The following is a 19,174-nucleotide window of genomic DNA, read 5'->3' on the forward strand; positions in this document are numbered from 1 at the left end:
CTGCGCCGGTTCGCGGGCTATCCTCGCAGACATGCCCGCGACCGAGCCACCTTGTCTCTACCACGCCGCGTCGTCGTACTACTCGATGATCGCGCGGCTGGCGCTGATCGAGGCCGGCCGGTCCTTCACGCCCGTCAAGCTCGACATCCATCGGCGCATGGCGCAGTTCGAGCCGGCCTATGCGCGGCTCAATCCCAACATGACGGTGCCGACCCTGACGCCGGAGGGCGGCCGGTTGAGCGACAGCCGGCTGATCCTGTTCCACGCCTTCGGCCGCAGCGAGGAGCAGGCCGACGACGCGACACGCCGGCTGGTGACGCTGCAGTACGACTTCCCGATCGACGAGCTGACCTTCTCGTGGCTGCTGCGCTGGAATCCCCTCGCACGCCGTTTCGTGCCGGGAAAGCTGGCGGCGGCGGAGCGGCGCCTGCGCGCGCTGGCCGATTCCCACCCCGATCTCGCTGATCTTTACCGCAGCCGCGCCGAGGTCTTCGCCGGCCGCCGGCGCACCTTCGATCCGCACGAAGTGGCGGCGCTGCACGAGGAGCGCCGCGCCGCAGCCCTGTCGCGGCTCGACGCGATCGAGGGCGAGCTGGGCGACGGCCGCGCCGTGCTGGTGCCGCCGGCCTACGGCCCGGCCGATGTGGTGTGGACGGTGTTCCTTGCGCGCATGCGTTTCATCCGCCAGCACGCCGAGCTGGCGCGCCGCCCGGCGATCGCGCGCTACTACGCCGCGATGGCCGCCCGCCCGAGCTTCACCGCCGCCGACATCTGGCCCAGCCTCAACCCGCTGAAGCTGATCCGGCAGATGTTCTGAACCGCTCTGTCATTCCGAACGCAGCGAGGAATGTCAGAGGGAGGTCCACACCCTTTAGTCGAACGCGCTCCTGACGTAGTTCGTCACGCTCCAGCCGCCATCGACGGCCAGCACGTGGCCGTTGATGAACGAGGCCTCGTCGGACAGCAGGAAGGCGATGGCGCTGGCGATGTCCTCGGGCTGGCCCCAGCGCGGGAACGGCGTGGTCTCCAGCATCAGCTTGCGATAGCGCAGATCGCCGTGCAGGCGCTCGCGCGTCATGCCCGTCTCGATCAGGCCCGGCGCCACGGCGTTGACGCGGATGCCCTTCGGACCATAGTCGGCGGCCATCTGGTGGGTGAGGCCGACCACCGCCGCCTTGGCCGTCGAATAGGCCGCCGAGCCGGGATAGCCGATCAGGCCGAAGACCGAGGCGAGATGCACGATGGCGCCGCGTCCCGGCCGCATCACGCCGAGCGCCTGGCGCGAGAAGCGAAAGACGCTGCGCAGGTTGGTCTGCATGAAGCGGTCCCAGTCGGCGTCCTGGGTCTCGGCGACATTGGTCGAGCGGCCGATGCCGGCGTTGTTCACCAGCCAGTCCAGCCCGCCGAAGCCCTCGACCGCCGTGCGCACCGCATCGGCGGGCGCGGTCTCATCGGTGACGTCCTGCACCAGCGTGCGCAGGCGATCGCCCGCGGCCGCCATGCTCGCCGTCTCGGCCAGCCCCGACGCGTCGCGATCGGTGGCGACGACGCGCGCGCCATTGGCCAGCAGCTTGCGCGCCGTGGCGCGGCCGATGCCCGAGCCCGCACCGGTGACCAGCGCGACGCGATCCTGTGCCATGCGTTCCTCCCTGCCGCTTGCGCGTGACCCTGCCATGCGGCGTGGCGGATGGCGATGAATTGAAGGCGGGCGGGCGGGCCTCTACGATCCGGCGCGCGACATCAAGGGGAGGAAGGACCATGGCCGAGCTGCGCAACTCCGCGCGCGAGCGCATGAACAAGGGCGAGCCGGCGCTGGGCTGCGGCATCCGCCAGGCGCGCACCGTCGACATCGCGCCGGCGATGAAGACCGCCGGCTTCGACTGGCTGTTCATCGACTGCGAGCACAACTCGATGACGCTCGACATGGCGGTGCAGATCTCGGTCGCCGCCAACGGCTACGGCATTGCGCCGATCGTTCGCGTGCCGGAGTTCCAGCTCGACATGGCCACGCGCGTGCTCGACGGCGGCGCCATGGGCATCGTCATGCCGCATGTCGACACGCCCGAGCAGGCAAGGGCGATCGCCGATCGCCTGCGCTATCCGCCGGTCGGCCACCGCTCTGTCGCCGGCGCCGCGCCGCAGATGGCTTTCGAGGCCCTGTCGCAGGCCGAAACCACGAAGATGGTCAATGACGCGATCCTGGTCACCGTCATGCTCGAGACACCGCAGGCGATCGCCAACGCCGAGGCCATCGCCGCCGTGCCCGGCATCGACGTGCTGATGATCGGCACCAGCGACCTGACCATGGAGAAGGGCATCCCCGGCCAGATCGACCACGCCGACGTCGTGAAGGCCTACGAGACGGTGATCGCCGCCTGCCGCAAGCACGGCAAGCAGCCCGGCATGGGCGGCGTCTACAATCCGCCGATCATGGAGCGCTACATCAGGATGGGCGTGCGCATGCTGCTGGCGGGCAACGACTTTGCCTTCCTGATGGAAGCGGCGCGCGCGCGCACCGGCTTCCTGCGCGGCATCAAGCTGCAGTGACGGGAGCCGCTGCACCGGATCTGCACGACCGCTCCGGAACGTGGCGGTTTTCCGGCCGCTGCCGCGGGCGCGCACGCATGACTCGTGCGACGCTTCGGCCGTTGTCGGACTGAGTCGCCGCGACTACAAGGGCAGACCTTCTCCGCACCGGTGTGCCAACGTGCGTAGCCTGATCTTCATCCTCTCGCTCCTGCTGATCGCCCTGCCCGCCCACGCGCAGCAGGCGGCGTCGCCGCCGCCGCTGGTCATCCCGCTTGTCGAGCCGTCGCCGCCGCCGACCACGGCCGACTTCGCGACACCGCCGCCGGGCAGTGCCTGGCCGCCCCACGCGAGCGCCGCCGCCGGCCCGCCGCCGGCCAAGGTGACCGTGGCCGTGATGGGCGACTCGCTGGGCGACGGCATGTGGGGCGGCCTCTACCGCCTGATGGTGCGCGACAAGCGCTACGTCTTCCTTCGCGGCGCCAAGAACTCGGTCGGCTTTACCGGCAGCGACCTCACCGACATGGTCGACGCGGCGCTGGCCAACGGCCCGGTCGACGCCGTGGTCATGATGATCGGCGCCAACGACCGCCGCTCCTTCTTCGTCGGCACCCAGTCGAGGGCCCTGTTCCGCAGCAAGGTGTGGCAGGAGCTCTATGCCGGACGCATCGCCGGCTTCATGGACAAGCTGCAGCGGCACAAGCTGCCGACGATCTGGATCCTGCTGCCGGTGATGCGCGCCGACGACGCCAGCGCCGATGCGCGGCTGATCAACGACATCGTCGCCAACGCCGCCCGGACCCGACCCTACGTCAAGCTGCTGCCGACCTGGCCGATCACCGCCGACGAGCACGGCGCCTACCAGGCGCATTTCAAGGACCTCAAGGGCGTCACTCGCCTGATGCGCGCCAATGACGGCGTGCACTTCACCGATCCGGCCTACGAGTTGATCGGCAGCTCGGTGCTCAAGCTCTTGCGCGAGAACGTGCCGCCGTTCAAGATTCTGCCGGCCAAAAGCTAGAGCCGCCCGTTCCCGAGAAGACGGCGGCCGTCTCCCCCCTCACCTGGACGGACCCCGCCGCCCATGACGCAGCGCCCGATCTCCGCGACGGCCTTCGCGCCGCGCCGCCTGCCGCTGTTCGCCGGCATCCTCGCCTTGGGCCTCGTGCTCGCCTGCTCGCCCGACAGTGGCGAGAGCGGAGCGGGCGGCGCCGCGGCGGCGGCACCTGCGGCCCAGCTCACCGGTCTGCATCGCCAGCTCAACGAGCTGCAGAGCGGCCGCCGTGGACGGGTCAACATCGTGCAGATCGGCGACAGCCACACCGCCAACGACCATTTCAGCGGCCGCCTGCGCGAGCTGTTCCAGCGCCAGTTCGGCGACGCCGGGCGCGGGCTGATGCCGCCGGGCTATCCCTTCCCCTATTGGCGGCCATACCAGGTGAAGGTGCAGCAATCCGGCGCCTGGCAGGTGATCAGCAGCAATCGCGCCGGCGCCGAGGGTACCTTCGGCCTCTCGGGCTTCGTCACCCGCGGCAGCAAGTCGACCGACTCGATGTCGCTGGTCGCCGACAACGCCAACGCCGCCGACGGCGGCTCCTTCGACTCGGCCGAGATCCACTATTTCAAGCGGCCCGGCGGCGGCGCCATCCAGGTCTATATCGACGGCCGCTTCCATTCCGAGATCAACACCTCGGGCGGCGCCTACCTGCTCGACCGCGCCACGATCAGCGCCCCCGGCGCGCGCTCGCTGGAGCTGCGGCCGCGCGGCAACGGTCCGGTCGACATCGCTGACTGGGCGGTCTATCGCCGCCAGCGCGGTGTCACGCTCGCCGCGCTGGGCTTCGGCGGCGCGCAGATCGGCATCCTCGGCCGCTGGAACTGGCGCCTCGCCGCGTACGAGCTCAAGCATCTCGATCCCGGCCTGGTGATCCTGGCCTTCGGCACCAACGAGGGCTTCGCCGCGCGCGAGCGCCTGGGCGACTACGCCGGCGAGTTCGGCTCCTATGTCGATCTCGTCCGCCAGGCCGTGCCCCGCGCCTCGGTGGTGATCGTCGGCCCGCCCGACGCCAACCGCTTCCCATCCTATTGCGGGCGCCGCGGCGGCGCCGGCGCGAGCTGCGCGCCGCTGCGCGGGGCGGAGATCGCCAACTACACCGCCATGCTCAACGGGCGCGACCGCAAGCTCTGCCGCTGGCACGCGCCGGCCGCCATCGGCTACGTGCGCGAGGCGCAGCGCCAGGCGGCGCGCGCGCGCAACCTCTACTTCTTCGACTGGTCGCGCGTGCAGGGCGGCGAATGCGGCGCCGACCGCTTCGCGCGCGATGGGCTGGGCCACACCGACCACGTCCACATGCGCGAGCCCGGCTACCACCTCACCGCCGACCGGCTGTTCACCGAACTGATGGCCGGCTACCGCCGACGCTGAGATGAACCCGCTCCCGGGAGCGCCGGCGCTCCCAGCAAGACGGGGCCTTCGCTTCGCCCAGGACGACAGCGTCACGCGATGATCTTCCCGACGCTCAACTTCCTGCTGTTCTTCCTGGTGGTCTGCCTGATCGCCTGGGGGCTGGCGATCAGCCGTTCGCACGCGCTGCACAAGCTCTCGATCATCGCCGCGAGCTATTTCTTCTACGCCTTCTGGAACTGGAAGCTGGCCTTCCTGCTGTTCTCCAGCGTGCTGCTGAACTTCATCGCCGGGCGGCTGATCGACCGCACACGCGGCACGGCGTGGTGCAAGCGCGTGGTCGGCGTCGCGGTGATCCTCAACCTCTCGCTGCTGGGCTTCTTCAAGTACTACGGCTGGTTCCTCGAATCGCTCGATGCGCTGCTGCGCTCGCTGGGCATGGAGCGCGAGCTGCCCTTCCTGGAGATCGTGCTGCCGGTGGGCATCTCGTTCTACACCTTCCAGGGCATCTCCTACATCGTCGACCTCTATCGCCGCGATCTCGACCGCTCGCGGCCGCTGATCGACGTGATGTTCTTCATCTCGTTCTTCCCGCACCTGGTGGCCGGCCCGATCGTGCGCGCAGCCGCCTTCCTGCCGCAGCTCGAGACGCCGCCCAACCCCAACCGCGTCTTCGTCGGGCTCGGCCTGATCCTGATCATGTGGGGCGTGTTCAAGAAGGCGATCATCGCCAATTACCTGGCCGTCGGCCTGGTCGACAAGGCGTTCTTCGATCCCACCGCCTTCGGCGCCATCGACCTCCTGTTCGCGGTCTATGCCTACGCGGTGCAGATCTATTGCGACTTCAGCGCCTACAGCGACATCGCCATCGGCGTCGCCGCCCTGCTCGGCTACCGCTTCCAGCGCAACTTCAACCAGCCCTACCGCGCCGAGACCCTGGCCGATTTCTGGCGCCGCTGGCACATGTCGCTGTCGAGCTGGCTGCGCGACTATCTCTACATCCCGCTGGGCGGCAATCGCGGCGGCGAGCTCAGGACCTACCGCAACCTGCTGCTGACCATGGTGCTGGGCGGCATCTGGCACGGCGCGGCCTGGAAGTTCGTGATCTGGGGCGCCTTGCATGGCGGCTTCCTCGCCATCGAGCGCGCCATCGGCTTCGGCCGCGACAGCGCGCACTGGCCGACATGGCGCCGCGCGCTGGCCGTGCTGCTGATATTCCACTTCGTCTGCTTCTGCTGGATCTTTTTCCGCGCCGAGAATCTGGCGCGGGTCTGGGAGATGCTAGCCGGCCTGGGCGACTGGTCGCAGCCCTCGACCCTGCTGACGCCGTTCCTGCTGGCGTTGATCGTCTTCGGCCTGCAGATCCAGTTCACGCCGCCCGACACGTTGCAGCAGATGGATCGCGCCTACCACAGCCTGCCCGTCTGGGCGGTGGGCGTGCTGATCGGCGCCGTCCTGCTGGTGATCGAGGCGATCGGCGGCGATGGCGCAGCGCCTTTCATCTACTTCCAGTTCTGAGGGAGAACGGCGATGAGCACGACCGACGACCTCGCACCCGGCACGATCGAGCTGGAGGCCGGCATGCGGCCGCAGCGGCTGCGCGTGCTGCCGCCGATCATCGTCATCGCACTCGCCATCCTGCTGGTGTTCAACAGCCAGGGCCTGTCGAAGTGGTCGCGCGACCTGCCGCCCTCGACCTTCAACCTGCATGTCGCCGATGCCGCCGGGTGGTGGCACGAGAAAATGGTGAAGCTCGGGCCGGCCAAGGCCTTCGAGGCGCTGCGCGACGCCATCGGCGTCGAGCTGGTTCCCTGAATATTTCATTCATCCCGCCGCAAGGCGCAGGGCGCTAAGCTGCGCCCATGGACTTCGCGAAATTCGACCAGCGCCACTATCCGACCCTCCCGGTGCGCGAGGGCTACGGTGAATGGGCGCGCACATACGAGGACACGGTCCTCGACCTGATGGATCTGCGCTTGCTGGCGCGGCTGCAAACAGTCGACTGGCGGCACGTGAAGCATGCCGTCGACCTCGCGTGCGGCACCGGCCGCATCGGTGTCTGGCTGCGCCGGTCAGGCGTTGCCCGTTTGCACGGCGTGGATTTCACCGAGGCGATGCTCGACGGTGCGCGCGGCAAGGGCGTCTATGACCGGCTCGCCCTGGCGGACATCGCCGCTACCGGACTCGATGGCGGCGTCTACGATCTCGCGACAATGGTGCTTGCCGACGAGCACCTGGCCGATCTGCGGCCCACCTATCGCGAGGCCGTGCGACTGCTTGCAGCCGGTGGACGCTTCGTCCTGGTGGGCTATCACCCGTTCTTCCTGGTGCAGGGCATCCCGACGCATTTCGATCGCGCCTCGGGCGACTCGGTCGCGATCGAGAGTCATGTCCATCTCACCAGCGAGCACATCGGCGCCGGGCTCGGCGCCGGCCTGCGCCTGGTCGAGATGATCGAGGGCGTGGTCGACGAGGACTGGGTCGCGGCCAAGCCCAAATGGCAGAGGCATCTGCATCGCCCGATCAGCTTCGCATTGGTCTGGGCGAAGGATCAGGCGGCGGCTTCGGTCTCGACCAGCCGCGCATAGCCGCCGTCGGACAGGCGCAGGCGCGTCCAACGGCAGCGACCACGGCGGATCGGCACCTCGCGCGATGTATTGGCGCCGGTCAGCACCTCGACCTCGGGCGGCGCCTCGCCGTACCAGCCCAGTTCCGCCAGCATTGTCTCGGCGCGGGCGATCGCCTCGGTGTGGAAGCGCCACATCGAGGTGCCTGCAAGCTCGCTGGCGGACAGCTTCCAGCGTCGCTCGCGCGACGGTGAGGCGGCCAGCAGGCGGTGCGTAAGATCGCAGATAAGGTGCGCCTCGCGCGACGATCCGCGCACCAGCCGCCCCAGCGCATGGTCGGCCGCGCCATCGAGTCGCGCCGCCATCAGCGCACGCAACGCTTCGCGCTCGGGCGGCGTTGGAGTCTGGTGGCCGGACTCCCAGCGCGACACGGTGGCCTGCGACACGCCGAGCAGCTCGGCCGCGTGGCCCTGCTTCATGCGGCGCAGCGCGCGCCAGACGCGCAACGAGCGCCCGAAGTCGCCCGCCTCGCGGGCGGCGCAGTCGGTTCTGTCCATGGCGATGTCCCTTTCGCCGGCACCATAGCCGCCGCACAGCGCCTTGCAACCCGGCCCGCGCCTCCCGAAAATGGGGGCGGGGGCAGAGCAGACCTCCCGGAGGATCCATGCCACCGGCCGACACGCCAGCGTTCGGATCGCAGGAGATGGCCGTTCTGTTCGGCCTCGACCCCGACATCGCCTATCTCAACCACGGCGGCTTCGGCGTCACGCCGGCGCCGGTGCGGGTGACCCAGGACGTCTGGCGCCGCCAGATCGAGGCCAATCCGACGGCGTTCTTCGATCGCGCCCACTTCACGCCGCTGGTGCGCGCCGCGGCCAACCGGGTCGCGGATTGGCTCGGTGGCAGCGGCGAGGGCTGGGTGTTCGTCGGCAACGCCACCGCGGGATTGAACAGCGTGCTGCGCTCGATCGGCCTGAAGGCCGGCGACGAGGTCGTGGTCACCGACCACGGCTACAACGCCGTGCTGCAGGCCGCGCTCTACGAGTCCTCGGCGCCCGGCGCGAAGGTCGTGATCGTGCGGCTGCCGTGGCCCGACTACAGCCACGACGGCGCGGTCGAAGCCATCGGGCGCGCGATCACGCCGCGCACCAAGCTGGTGATTGTCGACCACATCACCTCGCCCACGGCGCTGATCCTGCCCGTGGCGCGCATTGCCGAGCTGTGCCGCGCCAGGGACGTGACGCTGGCCATCGACGGCGCGCATGCGCCCGGCCATCTGCGCGACATCGACGTGCCGGCGCTGGGCGCCGACATCTATGTCGGCAACCTGCACAAATGGGCCTTCGTGCCGCGCGGCTGCGGCGTGCTGTGGGCCGCGCCGGCGTGGCGCGAGCGGCTGCACCCGACGGTGATCAGCCACGGCTACGGCCAGGGCTACACCGCCGAGTTCGACTGGCAGGGCACGCTCGATCCGACGCCGATCCTGTGCGTCGAGGCCGCTTTCGACTTCGCCGAGCAGATCGGCCGCGCGCGGCTGGTGGCGTGGAACTACGGCCTGATCGAGCACGCCGTGCCCGCGCTGTGCGCCGCGCTCGAGGTCAACGAGGCGACGCCGGCCGAAGCGCGCGCGATGATGGCGACCATCGCGCTGCCCTCGCGCGTATCAGGCACGCGCGACAACACGCTGACGCTCAGGCGCAAGCTGCGCGAGGAGCACGGGCTGGAGGCGCAGATCGTGCCCTTCCAGGACCGCGCCTGGACCCGCATCGCCGCGGCGCCGTATCTGTCGGCGGACGATTTCGCACGACTGGGCGTGGCGTTGCGCGAGGTGCTGGCGTAGGCGACCCCCCTTGCCGGCTTGACGCGCTGCGCACCGTCTGCGAAGGGACGGCGATGCGAGCGACGTTCGCCGCGACAGCGGCACGCCACGGCAACCTCCCGGCCACAGAGGGCTGGAAGCGTACGGCTCTGCTGTCCTGCGCCGCACTGCTCCTCTTCGTCGCCGGCGCGGTCTCGCATGCGCTCGCACCGCGTTCGCTGGCCGCGGGCCACCTGAGTGGTGCGATCGTCGATGGCTTCCTGCCGTCGGATCACGGCATACGGCCAGGTCAGGCGGCCCCCAGGATCACGGCCGACAGGCGTCAGCTCGAACCCGGTTTCGATCGCGCCCCGCCGCCCGAGATCCTTACACCTGTCGTTCCGGTCATCACGCCGACGCCGGATAGTGCTTGTGGCGATTGGACCGACAGGCCCTGTCTGCCCCGGCATTCCCGGCGCCTCGCCCACCGCCCGCGCGGACCACCGACGATGGATCGGCTTCCGACCCATCATCGTGGAACGACGCTGATCGTCCGCGCGGAGGTCCATCACTGAAGATGGGCTGACCTGAGCGGAGGGAGCTGCGCGTTCCGCGCACGCCCACTTCACTCAGGATATCCCATCATGCGTCCATCTCCGTGGAAGGTGGTGGCCTACGCCATCATCGTGATATGCGGCATCGCCGCTGCGCTTCCCAATCTGTTCACCCGCGAACAACTCGACCTGCTTCCGCGCTGGCTGCCCAAGCAACAGGTGACGCTGGGACTCGACCTCCGAGGCGGTTCCCAGCTCCTGCTGGAGATCGACGGCGAGGCGGTTCTCAAGGACCGTCTGGCCGGGCTCGCCAGCCCGGCCGATCAGGCCCTGCGACAGGCGCGCATTGCAACGCGTACCGCCAGGACGACGACGACGGCGATCATCGTCGAGCTGGTCGACCCCGCGCGAACCCAGGACGCGCAGCGCGCGCTCGCATCGCTGGCCACGCCGGTCACGAATCGCTTCGGCACCGAGGGCCGTCCGGGACTTGAGATCACCATCGAGCGTAGCGGCTTTATCCGCCTGCGCCCGACGGAAGCGGACATCGCCGCGCGCATCGACCGAGCCGCGGATCAAAGTCTCGAGATCGTCCGGCGGCGCATCGATGAGGCCGGCATCGCCGAACCGACGGTCGTGCGGCAGGGCGCCGCGCGTATCCTGGTACAGCTTCCCGGCGTCAACGATCCGGCGCGCCTCAAGGGACTGCTCGGCAGCACGGCACGGCTCACGTTCCACATGGTCGCCGAGCAGCAGGCCGATGCCGAACCAGGCACCCTTCTCCTGCCGCTCGACGGCAGCAGCGAGAAGATCAGGATCAGGCAACGGGTCATGCTCGAAGGCGACCGCCTGGTCGACGCGAGCGCCTCCTTCGACCAGCGTACCGGCGAGCCGATCGTTCAGTTTCGCTTCGACAGCGAAGGCGCCAGTCGCTTCGGCCGCATCACCGACGGGAACGTCGGTAAGCCATTCGCCATCGTGCTCGACGGCAAGGTGCTGAGCGCGCCCGTCATTCGCGAGCCGATCCTGGGTGGCTCCGGGCAGATCAGCGGGCACTTCACGGTCCAGGGCGCACGCGACCTCGCCGTGCTGCTGCGCGCGGGCGCGCTGCCCGTGCCCATGAAGGTGATCGAAGAGCGCACCGTCGGCGCCGACCTCGGCAGCGACGCCATCGAGCAGGGCCTGAACACCGGCCTGATCGGCTTCGCGCTGGTATTCGCCTTCATGCTGGTTCTTTACGGCGCATGGGGTCTGGTCGCCAACCTGGCGCTCACGATCAACGTGGCGCTGACCTTCGCAGCGCTGAGCCTGCTGGAAGCGACATTGACCTTGCCCGGCATCGCCGGGATCGTGCTCGGCATCGGATTGGCCGTCGATGCCAACGTCCTGATCAACGAGCGCATCCGCGAGGAGATCGCGAAGGGGCGCAGTGCGCGAGCCGCGCTGGATGCCGGCTTCCGGCGCGCCTACAGCACGATCGTCGACTCCAACGTGACCACGCTGATCGCGACGACGATGCTGTTCGCGCTCGGCTCGGGCCCGGTGCGTGGCTTCGCGGTGACGATGGGCCTGGGCATCGTCATCTCCATGTTCACCGCGGTCTCGGTCGTGCGCATGATCATGACATTGTGGGTCGCTGGCGGCCGCCGGCCCCGGCCATTCAATATCCGACCGTTGTTCAGATTCCGGCTGTTCCCTGACCGGACATCGCTGCGCTTCATGCGTGCCCGGTTCGCCGGAATTGCGCTCTCCGCCGTGTTGTCGCTTTCGTCGCTGGCGCTGCTCGTCTCGCCGGGCCTGAACTACGGCATCGACTTCAAGGGCGGCACGCTGGTCGAGGTCCGCACCGAGCAGGCGACCGGGCTCGACACGTTGCGCGGCGTCTTGAACGGCCTGGGCCTCGGCGAGGTCGCGCTGCAGGAGGCCGGGTCGGCGCGGCAGATCCTGATCCGGATCGAGCGTCAGGCGGGCGGTGAGCAGGAGCAGATCGCCGCCACCGACAAGGTTAGGGCAACGCTCGCGGCCGTGTCGCCCGGCTCCTCGATCGAACGGGTCGAGGTCGTCGGGCCGAAGGTCAGTGGCGAGCTGGTGGAGGCAGGCGTGCTGGCCGTCGTGCTCGCGGCGCTGGCGATGCTCATCTACATCTGGGTGAGATTCGAGTGGCAGTTCGCCGTCGGCGCGATCGTCACACTGGTGCTCGATATCACCAAGACCGTCGGATTGTTCGCCGTCACCGGGATGGACTTCAACCTGACGGCCATCGCCGCCCTGCTGACCCTCGTGGGCTATTCGGTGAACGACAAGGTCGTCGTGTACGACCGCATGCGCGAGAACCTGCGTCTCTACAAGACCATGCCGTTGCGCGAGCTGATCGATCTGAGCATCAACGCGACCTTGGCGCGCAGCATCTACACGTCGGCCACGGCCTTCCTGTCGATGCTGCCGATGGCCCTCGCCGGGGGCAGCGCGGTCGACAACTTCGCGGTGTCGATGGTGTTCGGCATCGTCGTCGGTGCCAGCTCGTCGATCTTCATCGCCGCACCGATCCTGCTCTTCCTGGGCGAAGGCCGACTCCGCCCGGGCCGGTCGGCCGCGCGCGAAGTCCGCGGCCGCGGCCAAGAAGCGCTGGAATGATGGAGCGCGGATGGTGAGCGCGGCGGGGATCGAACCCGCGACCCTCTGATTAAAAGTCAGATGCTCTGCCGCTGAGCTACGCGCCCGCCCTCGGCGGCGCCGGTATAGGCGGCGGGGTCGGCGCGGTCAACGCGTGTGGACACAGGACGAGGCCGGGCGGAGCAGCCTCCGCCCGGCCCGTTGTGCTGCCGGCGCTACTGCCAGCTGCCCTCGATATAGACCCAGCCGGGGCCGCGACGCTCCCAGCGGCCGGGGATCCAGGTCGCGCCGCGTCGCGGACGCACGACGTAGCGGCCCTCGACCCATTCATGGGCGCGACCGTTCCAGCGCCAGTAGCCGGGCTGCCAGAACTCCGCCTCGCGGCGTTCCATCGGGATCACCGGCACCACCTCGACGCGCGGTGGAGGCGGCTCCATCGGCACAACTTCGATCTGGATCTGCGCCAGAGCGGGCGGCAGCACCAGCGCACATCCGCTTGCCACCGCCAGGCTGGCAAACATCCCGCGACGGGACAGGACGGTCATGTGGAAGCTCCATCGTTTCCGGGGCGCCAGGGGTCGGCGCCGGATGATGGGCTAAACGGGCGCTGGGAGGCGGCGTTCCCCGCCGCCACGGGCTTGGCACATGCGTGGCCGGCGTAAGGCGGAAAGCGCCGCCTCAGTTCACGCCGCGCTGGCCGGCGAATTTGGCCTTCAGCCGGTCGAAGACCTTGGCCGAGACGAACGAGGAGGTGTTGCCGCCCAGCCGCGCGATGTCCTTCACCAGGCTCGAGGCGATGAACTGATGGCGGTCCGACGCCATCAGGAAGATGGTCTCGATGCCGGGTTCCATGCGCGCGTTCATGTTGGCCATCTGGATCTCGTACTCGAAATCCGACACCGCGCGCAGGCCGCGGATGATGCAGGTGGCGCTCTGCGACTTGGCGAAGTGCACCAGCAGGCCGGTGAAGGGCACGATAGTGATGCGCGCGCGCAGCTCCTCGGGCTGCTCGGCGATCACCTCGCCCAGCATCTCGATGCGCTCCTCGAGCGAGAACAGCGGGCCCTTGCCGACGTTCATCGCCGGCGCCAGCACCAGCCGGTCGACCAGCCGCATCGAACGCCGCACGATCTCGGCGTGGCCGCTGGTGATCGGATCGAAGGTGCCGGGATAGACACCGATTCGCTCGTTCGCCATGTTCCCCCCGCCGTCTGAACCGACGTTTATGGTGCGTTGCGGTACGCCCTCATAACCGGATTGCGGTCAGGTTTCTACCTTGTTGCGGCAGTGCAACACAGCACGGCGGAATCAGCCGGGCTCACCCTCCTCGTCGCTCGCGGCGTCCTCGCCGCCGTCGTCGACGATGCGCGTCACCGAGGCCACGCGCTCGCCCTCGCGCACATCCGCCAGGCGAACGCCGCGGCCCGTGCGGCCCATGATGCGGATGCCCTCGACCGGGATGCGCACCACCATGCCGCCATCGCTGGCCAGCATGATCTGGTCGCGCGGCCTGACCGGGAACATCGCCACCACCTCGGCGCCCTCGGCCAGCGCGATCAGCGCCACGCCCTGGCCGCCGCGACCGGTGACGCGGAAGCTGTAGGCCGAGGTCCGCTTGCCGAAACCGTCGGAAGTCGCGGTGAGGATGAACTCCTCGCGGCCCTCGAGCTCGCGCAGCCGCTCGTCGGACAGGACCACCACCGACGGCGCCGCCTCGGCCGGCTCGGCGCCGTTCTCGCCGTCGGCATGCGGCTCGCTGCCGTTGGCGTCGTCCTCCTCGATGCCGTTCTCGGCGGCGCGCAGGGCGCGCATCTGGCGCACGTAGGCGTCGCGCTCGGCCGAGGTCACGTCCTGGCCCGAATCGACCAGAGTCATCGAGATGACCTCATCGTCGCCCAGCAGGCGCACGCCGCGCACGCCGACCGAGGAGCGGCCGGCGAACACGCGCACCTTGTCCACGGGGAAGCGGATGGCGCGGCCGTTGCGCGTCGCCAGCAGCACGTCCTGGTCCTCGCTGCAGACCTGCACGGCGATCAGCCGGTCGCCCTCGTCTTCGCCTTCGAACTTCATCGCGGTCTTGCCGCCGCGCTGGATCGATTCGAAGTCGGAGAGCTGGTTGCGCCGCACGTAGCCGCGCGCCGTGCCGAACATCACCTGCAGGCCGCCCCAGCTCGTCTCGTCCTCGGGCAGCGGCATCACGGCGGTGATGGTCTCGCCCTCCTGCAGCGGCAGCAAATTGACGAAGGCCTTGCCGCGCGCCTGCGGTGCGCCCAGCGGCAGGCGCCAGACCTTCAGGCGATGCACCAGCCCGCGGCTGGTGAAGAACAGCACCGGCACGTGCGTGTTGGCGACGAACACGGTGGAGACGACGTCGTCGTCCTTGGTCGCCATGCCGGCGCGGCCGCGCCCGCCGCGGCGCTGCGCGCGATAGGACGCCACCGGCACGCGCTTGACGTAGCCGCCCTGCGTCACGGTGACGACCATGTCCTCGCGCTCGATCAGGTCCTCGATGTCGGTCTCGTCCTCGATCTCGACGATCTCGGTGCGGCGCGGCGTGGCGTAGGCGTCGCGCACCTCGACCAGCTCCCGGCGCATCAGCGCGTAGAGCATGGGCCGCGACGCCAGCAGCTCGAGGAAGCCGGTGATCTGCGTGGCGACCTCGCCCAGTTCCTCGGCGATCTTGTCGCGCTCCAGCCCGGTCAGGCGCTGCAGGCGCAATTCGAGGATGGCGCGCGCCTGAGCCTCGGACAGCCTGTACGTGCCGTCCTCGGCGACCCCGCGGCCGGGCTCGTCGATCAGCTCGATCAGCGGCTTGACGTCCTGCGCCGGCCAGGCGCGTTCCATCAGGCGCTCGCGCGCCGTCGGCGGATCGGGCGCGCGGCGGATCAGCTCGATCACCTCGTCGATGTTGGCCACCGCGATCGCCAAGCCGACCAGCACATGGGCGCGGTCGCGCGCGGCGTTGAGCTCGAAGCGCGTGCGCCTGGTGATGACGTCTTCGCGGAAGCGGATGAAGGCCTGCAGCAGCTCCTTCAGCCCCATCAGCCGGGGGCGGCCGCCGTCGAGCGCCAGCATGTTGGCCGGGAAGGTCGTGCGCAGCGCGGTGAACTTGTAGAGCTGGTTCAGCACCACCTCGGGCGTGGCGTCGCGCTTCAGCTCGATGACGATGCGCACACCGTCGCGGTCGCTCTCGTCGCGCAGGTCGGAGACGCCCTCGACCCGCTTCTCGCGCACCACCTCGGCGATGCGCTCGACCAGCTTGGCCTTGTTCTCCTGGAACGGCACCTCGGTGACGATGACCGCCAGGCGGCCGCCGCGCAGCTCCTCGACGGTGCTCTTCGCCTGCATGACGATCGAGCCGCGGCCGGTCTCGTAGGCGAGCCGGATCTGGTTGCGGCCGACGATCAGGGCGCCGGTCGGGAAGTCCGGGCCGGGCACGATCTCGTTGAGGCGCAACGGCGTCGTCGCCGGATCGTCGATCAGCGCGCAGCAGGCGTCGATCACCTCGCCGAGATTGTGCGGCGGGATGTTGGTCGCCATGCCGACGGCGATGCCGCCGGCGCCGTTGATCAGCAGGTTGGGGAAGCGCGCCGGCAGCACGGTAGGCTCGCGCGCCGAATCGTCGTAGTTGGCCTGGAAGTCGACCGTATCCTTGTCGATGTCGTCGAGCAGCGTCTCCGCCGCCTTGGCCAGCCGCGCCTCGGTGTAGCGCATCGCCGCCGGCGGATCGTCGTCCATCGAGCCGAAATTGCCCTGCCCGTCGATCAGCGGCAGGCGCATGGAGAAGTCCTGCGCCATGCGCACCATGGCGTCGTAGATCGCCTTGTCGCCGTGCGGGTGGTACTTGCCCATCACGTCGCCGACGATGCGCGCCGACTTGCGGTAGGGCTTCGACGAATCGTAACCCAGCTCGCGCATCGAGAAGAGGATGCGCCGCTGGACCGGCTTCAGGCCGTCGCGCGCGTCGGGCAGCGCGCGCGCCACGATCACGCTCATCGCGTAATCGAGGTAGCTGCGCCGCATCTCCTCTTCGATGGTGACCGGGGCCACGTCGCCGCCGCCCGGGGGCGGAATCTGGGGTGCCGACGGGGGTGGCGGAGGCGGTTCGTCGATGTCGCTCAAGGCCGTTTTTCGATGGAAAACTTGGCGGGTTTCCGGAACCCGAAACCGCGTCGCCGCACACTAGCAGACCACGCCCCGGAGGCAATCGAAATCGACGCCTCCGGACGGGCTGTAAACTATTGAAATTGCTCATAAAAACGACGTCTTTTTTGCGGCTGCGAAGACTCCGTGAAGTGACTGCCACACTGTCGAATCTGGTCGCCGAAATCCGCCCTGCGGGCTAGGGTCGGGCAGCCATTTCGCGAGGTCCCGTGAGCACCATTGCAGCCGCCCCGCCATCGGTCGTGGTGTTCGATCTGGGCGGCGTCATCGCCGACTGGAATCCGCGTTATCTGTTCAGCTCGATCATCGCCGAGAGCTGCGAGCTCGACTGGTTCCTGGACAATGTCTGCAACCAGAAATTCTTCCTCGCGCTCGACCTGGCAAGGGACTCGCGCGAGGCCGCCAGGCCACACATGGCGCTGTTCCCCGACCACGCGCATCACCTCAGGACCTATGTCGAGCGCTTCGCCGAGACGGTGCGCGGCGAGATCGCGCCGATGGGCGACCTGATGCGCCGCCTGCACAAGGCCGGCGTGCCAATGCATGGTCTCACCAACTGGGCGGCCGACACCTTCGCCGCGACGCGCCGGCGCCTGCCGGTGCTCGAGCTGATGGACCACATCGTGGTGTCGGGCGAGGAAGGCCTCGTGAAGCCCGATCCGCGCATCTTCGAGCTGGTCTGCCAACGCGGCGGCTTCACGCCCGACCAGGGCGTGTTCGTCGACGATTCCGTGAAGAACGTCGAGGGCGCCCGCGCCTTCGGCCTGCGCGCCATCCACCACCGCAGCCCGGACGAAACGATCGCCCAGCTGCGGGCGATGGGGCTGCCGGCCTGAGCTGGCCGGCGGCGTTGCCATGGTTTGCCATGGCTTCACATGCCGTCCACCTGGCCACCCGGGAGCCGCCCGCCTGATTGCTATGGTTTGGCCTGGTCTTCGCGGAGTCCGCCCAGGATCAACGGGGGCGCCGGGCGTCCGGAATCGGCCCGACCCGATTGCTATGGTTTGACATGGCTGCAGCGGTCCACAGCGGCGCCGTCGACGCCGGCCTCCCGGTCGGCGATCCGGCCGGACGGGATTGGGCATGGCCATGCGATCGGCTCCTGATGCACGTTCAGGAGCCGATGCTGCGGCTGCGGTGCGCGAACGCCGGTTTCCGCCCCTACGGTCGTCAGAACGGGATGTCGTCGTCCAGGTCGCTCTTGCCGCCGCGCGCCGCGGGACGGGCAGCACCCGAACGCGCGCCGCCGTTTCTGGCGCCCTCGTCGTAGACGCCGCCATCGTCATCGGCGCCCTCGCCCATGCCCCCGCCGCCGCGGCTGTCCAGCAGGGTGAGCGCGCCGCCGAAGCGCGGCACCACGACCTCGGTGGTGTATCGCTCCTGATTGTCCTTGTCGGTCCATTTGCGGGTAGCGAGCTGGCCCTCGAGATAGACCTTGGAGCCCTTGCGCAGGTACTTCTGGGCGATCTCGCCCAGCTTGTCGTTGAAGATCACCACGCGGTGCCACTCGGTGCGCTCCTTGCGCTCGCCTGTCGCCTTGTCGCGCCAGTTGTCCGACGTCGCGACCGACATGTTCACCACCATGCCGCCGCTGGTCATGTTGCGGACCTCGGGGTCGCGGCCGAGATTCCCGACCAGAATCACCTTGTTCACACTGCCGGCCATCGTTGGCCTCCTTTCGGCTTTCCCGGAACGGCGGGGACCGTTCCTACCTCACGCTCTGGAACATAGCGCGAACACTTGTGGATAAACCACCAATTTCTGGTTGTGACGGTCAGACCGCCCGCTGCAGCACATCGGCCACGAATTGCGGGTCGTCGAGCATGACGAGGTGTCCGGCCGGGCTGCTGTGGAGCTTCCAGCCGGGCTCGGCCTTCAATTTCTCGGCCTCGGCGAGGAAGGGCGATGGCGCCCAGCCGGTCGTCGAGACGTAGTGACGGTTCCGCACCGTGCGCCAGGCGCCGTTGAGCTGGATGGCCTCGAGCAGGCAGGCGATCGGCATGCCGGTGCAGCGGGCATCGAACATCTCGCGATCAGCCATGTTGAGGTTGAAGACCTCGCCCGGCACCGGCTCGATGCGCAGCCCGCCCTGGCCGGCGGTGCTGCCGAGGAACATCGGCACGAAGGGCACCGGCATGTGCTTCCACAGCGCATCGCCGTTCTCGGGGATGAACGAGTCGATATAGACCAGCGAGCGCACCCGGCCGGGCATGTGATCGGCGACGCCGCTGATGACGAAGCCGCCATAGGCGTGGCCGCACAGCACGACATCGTTGAGCGCCTCGTAGCGCAGCACGTTGGCGACATCCTCGATGTGCAGGGACAGGTTTGCCTCGGCGCGGATATGGCTGCGATCGCCCGCGCCGGTCAGCGTCGGCGTATAGACGTCATGCCCCTTGGCGCGCAGCAACTTCGCCACCCGGCCGAAGATCCATCCGCCCTGCGAAGGCCCATGCACCAGCACGTACGTCGCCATCAATCTCCCCCTGCCGCGCGGGCGCAGCCTCGCCGATCCATGCGCGCGAGTCACGGTGCATAACCGTTCTCA

At 68.9% G+C, this 19,174-nt stretch carries 18 protein-coding genes and 1 tRNA gene; 11 read left to right on the plus strand and 8 right to left on the minus strand.

Features of this window, described 5'->3' with window-relative positions:
• Nucleotides 1–31 precede the first annotated feature (31 nt).
• Entirely contained in the window at nucleotides 32–817 is a 786-nt protein-coding gene (locus KF889_25000; protein ID MBX3502717.1) for a glutathione S-transferase, read from the plus strand.
• A 54-nt stretch (nucleotides 818–871) separates the two neighbouring features.
• Here the strand turns inward: KF889_25000 and KF889_25005 are convergent, their stop codons facing one another.
• A complete protein-coding gene (locus tag KF889_25005) occupies nucleotides 872–1,639 on the minus strand; it encodes an SDR family oxidoreductase (GenBank protein MBX3502718.1) in 768 nt (255 codons plus the stop codon).
• A 119-nt stretch (nucleotides 1,640–1,758) separates the two neighbouring features.
• Between KF889_25005 and KF889_25010 the strand changes: the two genes are divergently transcribed.
• The 6 genes from KF889_25010 to KF889_25035 all read left to right on the plus strand — a co-directional run bounded on the left by KF889_25010 (nucleotide 1,759) and on the right by KF889_25035 (nucleotide 7,518).
• Nucleotides 1,759–2,547, plus strand: a complete 789-nt coding sequence (locus KF889_25010) for an aldolase (protein MBX3502719.1) — start codon at nucleotides 1,759–1,761, stop codon at nucleotides 2,545–2,547.
• Between the two features lie 160 nt (nucleotides 2,548–2,707).
• The gene (locus KF889_25015; GenBank protein ID MBX3502720.1) at nucleotides 2,708–3,547 is read left to right on the plus strand and encodes a DUF459 domain-containing protein; all 840 of its coding nucleotides are present in this window, start codon (nucleotides 2,708–2,710) and stop codon (nucleotides 3,545–3,547) included.
• 63 nt (nucleotides 3,548–3,610) lie between these two features.
• Nucleotides 3,611–4,951 carry a hypothetical protein gene (locus KF889_25020; GenBank protein MBX3502721.1) on the plus strand — a complete coding sequence of 447 codons (1,341 nt, stop codon included), beginning with the start codon at nucleotides 3,611–3,613 and terminating at the stop codon, nucleotides 4,949–4,951.
• 78 nt (nucleotides 4,952–5,029) lie between these two features.
• The gene (locus KF889_25025; GenBank protein MBX3502722.1) at nucleotides 5,030–6,448 is read left to right on the plus strand and encodes an MBOAT family protein; all 1,419 of its coding nucleotides are present in this window, start codon (nucleotides 5,030–5,032) and stop codon (nucleotides 6,446–6,448) included.
• 12 nt (nucleotides 6,449–6,460) lie between these two features.
• Complete coding sequence (locus KF889_25030) at nucleotides 6,461–6,745, plus strand: hypothetical protein (GenBank protein MBX3502723.1); 285 nt, start codon at nucleotides 6,461–6,463, stop codon at nucleotides 6,743–6,745.
• A gap of 47 nt (nucleotides 6,746–6,792) precedes the next feature.
• Nucleotides 6,793–7,518 (plus strand): methyltransferase domain-containing protein, encoded by a 726-nt coding sequence (locus tag KF889_25035; protein MBX3502724.1) that lies wholly within the window; start codon nucleotides 6,793–6,795, stop codon nucleotides 7,516–7,518.
• Here KF889_25035 and KF889_25040 read toward each other — a convergent pair.
• Entirely contained in the window at nucleotides 7,482–8,054 is a 573-nt protein-coding gene (locus tag KF889_25040; GenBank protein MBX3502725.1) for a helix-turn-helix transcriptional regulator, read from the minus strand. The genes KF889_25035 and KF889_25040 overlap by 37 nt on opposite strands.
• A 146-nt stretch (nucleotides 8,055–8,200) precedes the next feature.
• Between KF889_25040 and KF889_25045 the strand changes: the two genes are divergently transcribed.
• The 3 genes from KF889_25045 (at nucleotide 8,201) to secD (ending at nucleotide 12,483) form a co-directional block, all read left to right on the plus strand.
• Nucleotides 8,201–9,337: an aminotransferase class V-fold PLP-dependent enzyme gene (locus tag KF889_25045; protein MBX3502726.1), complete on the plus strand. Its 1,137-nt coding sequence runs from the start codon at nucleotides 8,201–8,203 to the stop codon at nucleotides 9,335–9,337.
• 53 nt (nucleotides 9,338–9,390) lie between these two features.
• Nucleotides 9,391–9,870 carry a hypothetical protein gene (locus KF889_25050; protein MBX3502727.1) on the plus strand — a complete coding sequence of 160 codons (480 nt, stop codon included), beginning with the start codon at nucleotides 9,391–9,393 and terminating at the stop codon, nucleotides 9,868–9,870.
• A 69-nt stretch (nucleotides 9,871–9,939) separates the two neighbouring features.
• Nucleotides 9,940–12,483 carry a protein translocase subunit SecD gene (secD, locus tag KF889_25055; GenBank protein ID MBX3502728.1) on the plus strand — a complete coding sequence of 848 codons (2,544 nt, stop codon included), beginning with the start codon at nucleotides 9,940–9,942 and terminating at the stop codon, nucleotides 12,481–12,483.
• An 11-nt stretch (nucleotides 12,484–12,494) separates the two neighbouring features.
• Here secD and KF889_25060 read toward each other — a convergent pair.
• From KF889_25060 to gyrA, 4 genes are all read right to left on the minus strand, one after another.
• Nucleotides 12,495–12,569 (minus strand) — tRNA-Lys (locus KF889_25060).
• A gap of 108 nt (nucleotides 12,570–12,677) precedes the next feature.
• Nucleotides 12,678–13,007: a YXWGXW repeat-containing protein gene (locus tag KF889_25065; protein MBX3502729.1), complete on the minus strand. Its 330-nt coding sequence runs from the start codon at nucleotides 13,005–13,007 to the stop codon at nucleotides 12,678–12,680.
• Nucleotides 13,008–13,140: 133 nt separating this feature from the next.
• Nucleotides 13,141–13,659: a pantetheine-phosphate adenylyltransferase gene (gene coaD / locus KF889_25070; GenBank protein ID MBX3502730.1), complete on the minus strand. Its 519-nt coding sequence runs from the start codon at nucleotides 13,657–13,659 to the stop codon at nucleotides 13,141–13,143.
• A 111-nt stretch (nucleotides 13,660–13,770) separates the two neighbouring features.
• Complete coding sequence (gene gyrA / locus KF889_25075; protein MBX3502731.1) at nucleotides 13,771–16,485, minus strand: DNA gyrase subunit A; 2,715 nt, start codon at nucleotides 16,483–16,485, stop codon at nucleotides 13,771–13,773.
• 350 nt (nucleotides 16,486–16,835) lie between these two features.
• Between gyrA and KF889_25080 the strand changes: the two genes are divergently transcribed.
• On the plus strand, nucleotides 16,836–17,462 hold the full coding sequence (locus KF889_25080; GenBank protein ID MBX3502732.1) for an HAD family phosphatase: 627 nt from the start codon (nucleotides 16,836–16,838) through the stop codon (nucleotides 17,460–17,462).
• Nucleotides 17,463–17,796: 334 nt separating this feature from the next.
• Here KF889_25080 and ssb read toward each other — a convergent pair whose 3' ends face one another.
• On the minus strand, nucleotides 17,797–18,291 hold the full coding sequence (gene ssb / locus KF889_25085) for a single-stranded DNA-binding protein (protein MBX3502733.1): 495 nt from the start codon (nucleotides 18,289–18,291) through the stop codon (nucleotides 17,797–17,799).
• A 109-nt stretch (nucleotides 18,292–18,400) separates the two neighbouring features.
• Nucleotides 18,401–19,102 carry an alpha/beta hydrolase gene (locus KF889_25090; protein ID MBX3502734.1) on the minus strand — a complete coding sequence of 234 codons (702 nt, stop codon included), beginning with the start codon at nucleotides 19,100–19,102 and terminating at the stop codon, nucleotides 18,401–18,403.
• Nucleotides 19,103–19,174: the final 72 nt, after the last annotated feature.

This window comes from Alphaproteobacteria bacterium (assembly GCA_019635875.1).
GTDB lineage: Bacteria > Pseudomonadota > Alphaproteobacteria > Reyranellales > Reyranellaceae > JAFAZJ01.